Raw genomic sequence first — 9,826 nt, forward strand, 5'->3', positions numbered from 1 at the left:
GAGCCCATGTTGTCGCCATGGTCGCGACCGCCGCTTTTGACGCAGAATAATTGGTTTGTCCGATATTCCCTGCTCTCGCAACACTAGAAATATTGATGATAACGCCTTGGGAGCCACTCTCAATCATCTTGACGGCAGCTTCACGCCCACACAAAAATGTTCCTGTCACGTTAACGTTCATGACCAAATTGAATTGATCCAAAGACATCTTACTGATCACGCCATCTTTTGCTTTTACAAGTAACCCATCTCTTAATACGCCAGCGTTATTGACTAACCCATTGAGTTGACCAAAATCTTGGATAATCGCTTCAAACGTGGTTTCAACGTCGATTTCGTTGGTGACATCCACTTGATATGTCAACGCTTTCGCACTCAGCATTCGACACTGCTCTTGTGTTTCCATTAAGCCACTGGCGTTTACATCCAACAACGCTAAATCAGCGCCAGCTTGAGCAAGGGTAATGGCCATCATTTGCCCAAGCCCCTGCCCTGCTCCTGTAATGGCAATAACACTACTTTTTATGTCCATATTGGTGCACTCCATAGCTCGTAATGTTCTCTATCTCAACCAGTCTAAGTTGGCCGAAATGATGCGCGTTTTACGTCACCATCTCGGGCTGGTTTGTCACAAAACTCGGTCTAGCCTTTCTTACTCTTGTATAACTCAAATAAGCTTGAGAAATCGAGTTCGCCGTGGCCGCTCGCGTTGTGGAAAGAATATAAGTTGCGCGCTAACGACCCCATCGGAACCGAAGAATGTGTTTGTAACGCCGCATCTAACCCCAAGCCGAGATCTTTCAGCATGAGTTTGCTCATAAAGCCCGGTTGGTAATCGTGACTGGCTGGCGCACTGTCCATCACGCCTGGGCAAGGATTGTAAAGCTCCAATGCCCAATTTCGGCCAGAGCTTTGCAGCATGATGTTTGATAGCACTTTTGGATCGAGTCCATGATCGATACCTAGGTTTAATGCCTCGCACGTACCAGACATTAAAATGCCGAGCATAAGGTTGTTACAGATTTTCGCCATTTGACCATCGCCTGCTTTGCCAGCATGGAAAACATTTTTTCCCATATACTGCAAAATGGCATTGGCTTTAGAAAACGCTTGATCCGAACCACCAACAATAAAGGTTAATGTCGCCGCTTTAGCGCCAGCAACGCCCCCCGAAACGGGCGCGTCGACAAACAACACGCGTTTATTTGCCGCTTCATTGGCGACTAATCGCGCAGAGTCCGGATCAATGGTTGAACAATCAATCATCAAGGTACTTGGCGAGACAAGATTGAGGACACCTACGCCACCATGTAAGTCACCAAGATACACGGAACGAACGTGAGACCCTGCTGGTAGCATCGTGATGACTGTGCTAGCACCATCCACGACTTCCTCAATAGAGCTCGCCACCACCGCACCAAAAGGTACTAGTTGCTTTGCGGCTTCGCTATCGACATCGAATACTTGCACGTTAAATCCAGACGCGAGTATGTTTTGCGCCATCGGATGCCCCATTCTTCCTAAACCGATAAATGCGATGGTACTCATGATCATTCTCCTTATTGACCTAGTGTTTGTTCACCCAAATCAGCAAGCGGATGTTCGTCATCCGGCCAAAGTGAGGTAAACAAGGTATCGATGACATCTTCATCGACTTCACTGACACTGTTAAACATCCAGTTAGGTTCGCCATCCCGGTCAATAAGCCGAGAACGGACGCCCTCTTTAAACTCACCTAATAAGGCACTGCGAACCGACAAACTCAACTCTAAACGGAAACAATCTGCAAGCGGTAAGCTGTGGTACTCTTTCACTTGTCTAAAGCAAATATGCGCGGTGATCGCACTGCCCGATGCGAACGTTTGTTTCGCGTTTTCTATCCACTGGCTATTCCCTTCGATAGCCATGATTCGCTGTGCTATCGCATTAAGATCAAAGCCTTTGCACGCTTCCTCTATCTGATCTAAGTATGGACAAATTTGCGTGGTTGGTTTGCTATCAATAACTTGTTCTTCCATTAACTGTAGTAGTGCAGTTACCAACTCTTTCGCATCTTCTTTGCCCCACTGGAGCCGCTTTAGCTCATCCAGTAAGGTGGGATACTGCTCTTCCAACAGTGACCAATCGGCCAAACCAATAGTGACAGCGTCACTTGAATTCACCATGGAACCTGTCAATCCGAGGAATAAACCCACTTGCGGATCTATCTGGCTTAAAAACCACGTACCTCCCACATCGGGATACAGTCCAATATTGATTTCTGGCATAGCAAGGCGTGATGTTGTTGTCACAACTTTATGGCTGGTTCCCATAAAAAGCCCCATCCCACCGCCCAGGACAATACCTTCTCCCCAACCGATAATGGGTTTGTTGTAAGTGTGGATGAGATAGTCACACTCATACTCCAACGAGAAATAGTTCGTACAGAACTCTACGATTTTTTCTTTACTCTCGTTATGCATGACGTGATACATAGCTCGAACATCGCCACCAGCACAGAATGCTTTTTCTCCAGCGCCAGTAAGTACCACACAAGTCACATGCGGATCGTCTTGCCACTTGATAAGCTGATCGTTAAGTTGGACTAACATGTCATACGTCAATGCATTCAATGAAGCGGTGTTGTCTAACGTTGCGATACCAATGCGGTGCACGCCATCTAAGCACTCTATTTCACTAATGGTTACCATCCCTGCCATGTGGCCTCCTATCGGTTTTTCCATTGCGGTGGGCGTTTTTCTAAAAAGGCGCGAACACCCTCAACTTGATCTTCCGTATCAAAAAGATTCAGAAACAACTCTCGCTCTTTCATTAAGCCGTGCTTAAGTGGCGCAGAGCGCATATTTTGAATGAGCGCCTTACATGCGGCGACAGAAGATGGTGACTGGTTCGCAACAGATTCAGCAAGTTCCAGCGCTTTACTTAAAGCTTCACCTTTGGGAACCAACTCCTCAACTAGGCCTAGTTCTTTTGCTTTGTCAGCGCTGACTTGCTCTCCACATAAAATGATACGCTTTGCCCAGCCTTCCCCTACTAACGCTGTGAGGTTTTGGGTACCGCCAGCGCAGGGCAAAAGTCCGACTTTGGCTTCAGGTAAAGCAAGTACCGCTTGCTCTTCAACGACTCGAATATCACAAGCTAATGCCACTTCTAAACCTCCACCCATGGCGTAACCATTAATAGCGGCAATGGAAACACCACGGAATTCCGAGAGCATTTCAAAGGCTTCACCAAAGCATCGCGCCATGTCTAACGCAACCGCTTTGTCACCGTCAGAAAATAGCTTGAGATCTGCACCAGCAGAGAAAAACTTTTCTCCACTGCCGGTTAAAACCAGTGCGTAGACCTGCTTATCATTGTTAAGTGTGAGTATCAGCGACTTCAGTACCTTGAGGCTCTCTGCTGTCCACGTATTGGCTGGCGGGTTGTTCATCGTCACCACCGCAACGTGATTAGTGATCGTATGTTGAATGGCTTCTTGGGTTAATGGCATATCTGAATCCTTTCTCAATGAGCAAATCCAATACTTCGCTACAGCAAGGCCGACTCCTCAGAGAGCAAACGGCGCGCGATGATCAAGCGCATAATTTCGTTCGTTCCCTCCAAAATTTGATGCACACGCACATCTCTGAAATGACGCTCCATTGGATACTCTTTGATGTAACCATAGCCGCCATAAAGCTGCAGCGCTTGGTCGCAAACCTGAAAACCTACATCGGTTGCGAACCGTTTTGCCATCGCGCAATAAGCCGTAGCATCAGGGTCATTTCGGTCGAGTTTACTGGCGGCATAGCGCACCAACTGCCGCGCAGCCACTAGCTCTGTCGCCATGTCTGCCAATTTGAATTGTAAGGCTTGAAACTGCGCAAGCGGCTTGCCGAACTGCTTACGCTCCTGAATGTATTGTGTCGCCTGTTCAAGGGCCTGTTGAGCCGTACCGACGGAACAGGTCGCAATATTTATACGCCCTCCATCAAGCCCTTTCATCGCAAAGACAAAACCTTGCCCTTCTTCGCCCAGTAAATGGCTAGCTGGAATAACGACATTTTCAAAAGTAACCGCTCGTGTTGGTTGGCTGTTCCAACCCATTTTGGGTTCTTTGCGCCCATAGCTGATACCATCAGCGTGAGCAGGAACAACAAATGCGGACACACCTTTGGCACCCGCATCTCCGGTTCGCGCCATCACGACCAAAACATCTGTCTCTCCTGCGCCAGAGATAAAGGTTTTGCCGCCATTCAGCACGTAAGTATCACCTTTTTTGCTCGCGGTTGTGGCCAACGAAGCGGCATCCGATCCCGCATTAGGCTCGGTTAAGCAATATGAACCCAACCACTCGCCAGAGACCAGCTTAGAGCAATATTTGGCTCTCACTTCTTCGTTCGAGAAACTCGCGATCATCCAACTGACCATGTTGTGAATCGTCATAAACGCCGTAGTGGACGTACATCCCATGGCCAGTTGTTCAAAGATAATTGAAGCATCCAAACGGCTTAACCCTAGGCCACCTTGCGCTTCTGGAGTGTAGAGACTGAGAAACCCCAGTTCCCCCGCCTCTCTCAATACGTCTTTGGGGAAGATCTGCTTTTCATCCCACTCCGCCGCCATCGGTGCTAAACACTCATCGGCAAATTGCTGAGCGGTATCGGCAAATGCACGTTGATCTTCATTAAGTTCAAAGTCCATAAAAGCTCCTTTTATTCACTCAGCGCAGTTGGATGGTCAGATTGGGCCCCGTCGGAATATCGTCATCAAACCAACGTGCCGTCACCGTTTTAGTCTCGGTATAAAAACGTACCGCTTGTTTACCATACGCATGTAAATCACCATAGAAACTGCCTCTCCAACCAGTAAAGGAGAAAAATGGTAAAGGGACTGGAATAGGCACATTGATCCCAACCTGACCGACTTGAATGTCATGCTGATATTTTCTCGCAGCAGCGCCATTAGCGGTAAATATAGAAGTTCCGTTGCCGTAAGGGTTGCGATTCACTAACTCAATAGCTTCTTGCAACGTTTCGACTTCCATACAAACTAAGACAGGGCCAAATATCTCTTGCGTGTAAATCGACATGTTCGCTGTTACACCGCTAAACAAGGTTGGGCCAATCCAGTTTCCATCGGGAAAGCCTTCCACTTCACACTGACTGCCATCGAGTTCACACACTGCGCCTTGTTGTTTGCCATCTTCAATTAGGTCCAATACGCGTTGTTTAGCTTGCTCACTGATCAGTGGGCCATAAGCAGCTTGCTCATCGTCCCAAGGCCCTGGGTGTACTTTCGCCATTGCCTGTTTGAGGTCTGTAATCCATTGTTTTGAATCGCCGACAAATACCGCAACAGAAATTGCCATACAACGCTGCCCCGCAGCCCCTACGGAGGCTCCGATTAGGTTATTCACCACTTGATCTTTGTTTGCATCAGGCATGATCACCATGTGATTCTTTGCACCAGCAAAAGCTTGAACCCGTTTAAAATGTTTAGTCCCTGTGGTGTAGATATAACGGGCAACGGGAACCGAGCCAACAAATGACACCGCTCGAATATCAGGATGAGCCAGAAGAAAGTCGACTTGCTCTTTGCGGCCATGAACGATCTGCAACACTCCTTTCGGCGCGCCAGCTTGCTCAAATAATTCAGCTAAACGAATAGAGGTCAATGGCACTTGTTCGGAGGGTTTAAGCACAAATGTATTGCCCGCAGCGATAGCGATTGGGAACATCCACAACGGAATCATGGCAGGAAAGTTAAATGGCGTAATGCCGCAACACACACCTAGGGGCTGAATCATTGAGTAACTATCAATATCCGTGGCAACGTTTTCGACGGTTTCGCCCATCATGTTGCTAGCAATGTTTGCCGCCTGCTCAACCACCTCGATACCACGCCACACATCGCCTTTAGCATCCGCTAAAATCTTACCCGTTTCATGAGAAAGCAGTGTGGCAAGCTCATCATGATGCTCTTTGAGCAAGTGCTGATAACGAAGCATGACTCTGGCACGCTCGGATACTGCCACTTCCTTCCAGGATTGGAATGTCTCTTTCGCATTATCAATGGCAGCTTCCATCTCGTGCTCTGTGGAACATGGAACGTACGCAATGACATCATTAGTGGCAGGATTGGTTACCTCAACCCAATCCGATGTTTGAGATTCACGAAACTCGCCACCAATAAACAAGGGAACCAAACGAGTCATCATTTACTCCTTCCTGATTTCAATTAAAGCGGTATTTCAATGCCTATCGCCGTGGCTTCTCCACCACCGATACAAAGTGACGCAACACCCCGCATCACTTTTTTGGCTTCGAGATCACCATTGGTGCCTAGCGCTTGTAGCTGACGCAAACTGTGAATCAATGTCACCAGAATTCGTGCGCCACTAGCCCCTATCGGATGCCCAAGTGCACAGGCTCCACCTTTAATATTTACTTTGCTCGTATCTAGTCCAAGTTCCGCCACCGCTATTTGTGTCACAACGGCAAAGGCTTCATTGATTTCCCACAGGTCCACTTCATAAATTGACCAATCTAGCTGGAACAGCAGTTGCTCAATTGCGTAGACGGGTGCCAAAGTAAATTCTGCAGGTTTTCTGGCATGTGTAGAGTGCGCCTTGATGATCGCAAGTGGTTTAAGCCCCTGATGACGCGCAGTGTCTTCATCCATAAGCACAAGAGCCGCCGCGCCATCTGAAATGGCACTCGAATTAGCAGCGGTCACCGTACCTTTTTCATCGAATGCAGGTTTGAGTTGAGGAATTTTACCAAGGTCAATCGAGCGTGGGTGCTCATCGTAGTCCAGCACCGCTTGTTCTGACTTGGTATTGAGTGAAACCGGCGAAAGTTCATCGGCAAACAAGCCTCGCTCTTGAGCTTCCAACGCACGTTTTGCCGACATCACGGCCCATTCATCCATTTGCTCTCTGGTGAACTTAAGCCTGTCAGCGACTTGCTGAGCATAAACACCCATTAAGTGCCCTTCGTAAGCATCTTGTAGCCCATCGAGAAACATGTGGTCATACGTAGACTGGTGCCCCATGCGCATTCCCTTTCTCGCCTCCCTCAGCAAATACGGCGCATTGGTCATACTTTCCATACCACCAGCAATGGCTGAGCGAATCGTTCCAGCTTTAATGAGATCGTGCGCTAACATGACGCTCTTCATGCCAGAGCCACACACTTTGTTAATGGTGGTGCACCCTACACCCAAAGGAAAATCGGCCCCCATAGATGCTTGCCTCGCAGGAGCTTGTCCACACCCTGCTGGAAGCACACATCCCATGAACACTTCATCCACCGAAGTCACATTCACTTCGTGCATTGCCGCCTTGATCGCCAGTGCGCCTAATTGAGGAGCAGAGTAAGTTTGCAACTTGCCTTGAAAGCGCCCAATTGGCGTTCTTTTCGCGCTGACAATCCAGATGTCTTTTCCCATGATTCGCATTCCCTTAAGGTATATGTGAACACTTGGCAGAATGATGACACCCTACATAGAATTACTCACCAAGCGCCACACCAGCCTTTATCGCCTTTTTCACTAACAAACTTTCATTCCGCGATTTCTTGACGTTTACGTAAGCATAGCACTAGCCTTTACAATGAGATGAAAAAACACACCAAGCAGGCGTTTATATTTCAAAGTTGATGTTCGACCTTCCCATTAAAGGTTCGATTTCCAGAAACTGGATTTTTATTCGAGGTAAGTATGTTATGGAAAAATACAAGATCAGTGACCTCGCCAAGGAGTTTGATATTACTACTCGCAGTATCCGGTTTTATGAAGACGTGGGTCTGATTGAACCAGAGCGAAAAGGCAATATGCGCGTTTATCAACGCAGGGATAGAATTCGCCTCAAACTGATTTTAAGAGGGAAACGACTCGGTTTTTCGTTGGCAGAAATTCGTGAACTTTTCGAGCTCTACGACATGCAACAAACCGAAGGACAGTTGTTGAAAATGCTCAATATCATTGAAGAGAAACAAGCTGTCCTACAACAACAACTCAACGACATCAGCGTCGTTATGGCTGAGTTGAATGCCGCTAAGGAGCGTTGTATTCAAACACTCAAAAGCAAGCAGACATAAACGCTATACTCAATTAGCAACACCGCTATCGGCTTTTCCACCTTACCTCTGATACCGGGAGACGTTATGAAAAGCACCTATACCCCACTCAATTTCGGACTTGGTGATACCATCGATATGCTCCGAGAACACGTTAATGCCTTTGCTACGGAACATATTGCGCCCATCGCCGCTGAGATAGACCGCGATAACCAGTTCCCGAATCATTTATGGCCTTTGTTGGGAGAAATGGGGTTGCTTGGTGTGACCGTCGATGAAGAGCTTGGTGGTGCAGGCATGGGATACCTCGCTCATGTTGTTGCCATGGAAGAAATCAGCCGTGCCTCTGCGTCTGTCGCTCTAAGCTACGGCGCTCATTCTAACCTGTGCGTCAACCAAATCTTTCGTAACGGCACGCCTTCTCAACGCGAAAAATACCTTCCAAAACTCATTGATGGTACGCACGTTGGCGCCCTAGCGATGAGTGAGCCCAATGCCGGTTCAGACGTGATAAGCATGCAACTGAAAGCGGAGAACAAGGGCGACCATTTTGTACTGAATGGCAACAAAATGTGGATAACAAACGGGCCCGATGCTGACGTAGTGGTGCTTTACGCTAAAACGGATGTCAGCGCAGGTTCACGTGGCATTACCGCATTCATTATTGAACGTAACTTCGCAGGTTTCACTCATGCTCAAAAGCTGGACAAACTAGGCATGAGAGGCTCGAATACTTGCGAACTTGTATTTAACCATTGCGTAGTGCCAAAAGAGAATATTCTTGGCGAGTTGAATCAAGGCGTCGAGGTGTTAATGAGTGGGCTGGATTACGAGCGCGTCGTCCTCGCTGCCGGACCACTCGGGATAATGCAAGCTTGCATGGACATTGTGGTCCCGTACGTACATGAACGAGAGCAGTTTGGAAAACCCATTGGCGAGTTTCAGTTAGTTCAGGGCAAGATCGCCGATATGTACTCTCGAATGAGTGCAGCAAAAGCGTATGTATATACCGTCGCAGCGGCTTGTGATCGAGGTAACGCAACACGCAAAGACGCCGCTGGCGCGATTTTGTACAGTGCAGAACTCGCCACACAAATGGCACTCGATGCAATACAACTGCTCGGTGGGAATGGCTACATCAATGAATACCCTGCTGGTCGTTTGCTACGTGATGCAAAGCTTTATGAAATCGGCGCGGGTACCTCAGAGATTCGCCGCATGTTAATAGGCCGAGAGCTGTTCGAAGAATCTCGCTAACGGAACATACGACAAGGAAGTCATTATGGCCATTATCAAAAGTAAAACTAAGCCAACTGACGAGTTATTTCTTTCCAATAAAGCCGTGATGGAAACGTTGGTCACTCAACTGAATCAACACATCGATACCATCAAACTGGGAGGCGGTGAAAAAGCCATTCAGCACCAGAGGCAAAAAGGAAAACTCCCCGCCCGAGAACGCATCGCGCGCTTGCTTGATGACAACACTGACTTTCTTGAAATCAGCCAGTTTGCCGCCTGGCAGGTGTATGACGAAGAGATCCCCTGCGCTGGTGTTATCGCCGGCATTGGTATCATAGAGGGGATTCAATGCATGGTCATCGCCAACGATGCTTCGGTAAAAGGTGGAACCTACTACCCACTCTCGGTAAAAAAACACCTAAGAGCGCAAGAGATTGCCCAACGTTGCCAACTCCCCTGCGTGTACTTGGTGGACTCCGGTGGCGCAAATCTCCCTCATCAGTCCGACGTCTTCCCCGACAAAG

10 protein-coding genes are annotated in these 9,826 nt (G+C 48.1%); 3 read left to right on the forward strand and 7 right to left on the reverse strand.

Translation table 11 applies throughout. The annotated features are described in order from the left end of the window. The 7 genes from IQR33_RS10580 to IQR33_RS10610 all read right to left on the reverse strand — a co-directional run. The coding region (locus IQR33_RS10580; protein WP_193843689.1) for an SDR family NAD(P)-dependent oxidoreductase at positions 1-532 on the reverse strand (532 nt) is incomplete at its 3' end. Between the two features lie 110 nt (positions 533-642). Next, positions 643-1,548: a 3-hydroxyisobutyrate dehydrogenase gene (gene mmsB / locus IQR33_RS10585; protein ID WP_193837735.1), complete on the reverse strand. Its 906-nt coding sequence runs from the start codon at positions 1,546-1,548 to the stop codon at positions 643-645. Positions 1,549-1,559: 11 nt separating this feature from the next. Next, the gene (locus IQR33_RS10590) at positions 1,560-2,699 is read right to left on the reverse strand and encodes an enoyl-CoA hydratase/isomerase family protein (RefSeq protein WP_193837736.1); all 1,140 of its coding nucleotides are present in this window, start codon (positions 2,697-2,699) and stop codon (positions 1,560-1,562) included. 8 nt (positions 2,700-2,707) lie between these two features. Further along, positions 2,708-3,493 (reverse strand): enoyl-CoA hydratase, encoded by a 786-nt coding sequence (locus IQR33_RS10595; RefSeq protein WP_053349982.1) that lies wholly within the window; start codon positions 3,491-3,493, stop codon positions 2,708-2,710. A gap of 38 nt (positions 3,494-3,531) precedes the next feature. Further along, positions 3,532-4,686, reverse strand: coding sequence for an acyl-CoA dehydrogenase family protein (locus IQR33_RS10600; protein ID WP_193843690.1), 1,155 nt, complete (start codon positions 4,684-4,686; stop codon positions 3,532-3,534). A gap of 19 nt (positions 4,687-4,705) precedes the next feature. Continuing rightward, entirely contained in the window at positions 4,706-6,199 is a 1,494-nt protein-coding gene (locus IQR33_RS10605; RefSeq protein WP_064354633.1) for a CoA-acylating methylmalonate-semialdehyde dehydrogenase, read from the reverse strand. A gap of 23 nt (positions 6,200-6,222) precedes the next feature. Next, positions 6,223-7,434 (reverse strand): thiolase family protein, encoded by a 1,212-nt coding sequence (locus IQR33_RS10610; protein WP_193837737.1) that lies wholly within the window; start codon positions 7,432-7,434, stop codon positions 6,223-6,225. A gap of 275 nt (positions 7,435-7,709) precedes the next feature. Here IQR33_RS10610 and IQR33_RS10615 point away from each other — a divergent pair, with 275 nt between their 5' ends. The 3 genes from IQR33_RS10615 to IQR33_RS32785 all read left to right on the forward strand — a co-directional run. Beyond that, a complete protein-coding gene (locus IQR33_RS10615; protein WP_017821195.1) occupies positions 7,710-8,084 on the forward strand; it encodes a MerR family transcriptional regulator in 375 nt (124 codons plus the stop codon). 66 nt (positions 8,085-8,150) lie between these two features. Further along, a complete protein-coding gene (locus IQR33_RS10620; protein ID WP_005375766.1) occupies positions 8,151-9,320 on the forward strand; it encodes an isovaleryl-CoA dehydrogenase in 1,170 nt (389 codons plus the stop codon). A 25-nt stretch (positions 9,321-9,345) separates the two neighbouring features. Next, the coding region (locus IQR33_RS32785) for a carboxyl transferase domain-containing protein (RefSeq protein WP_322631761.1) at positions 9,346-9,826 on the forward strand (481 nt) is incomplete at its 3' end.

The sequence above is a fragment of the Vibrio sp. OPT46 genome (assembly GCF_015163535.1).
In the GTDB taxonomy this organism is placed as follows: Bacteria; Pseudomonadota; Gammaproteobacteria; order Enterobacterales; family Vibrionaceae; genus Vibrio; species Vibrio alginolyticus.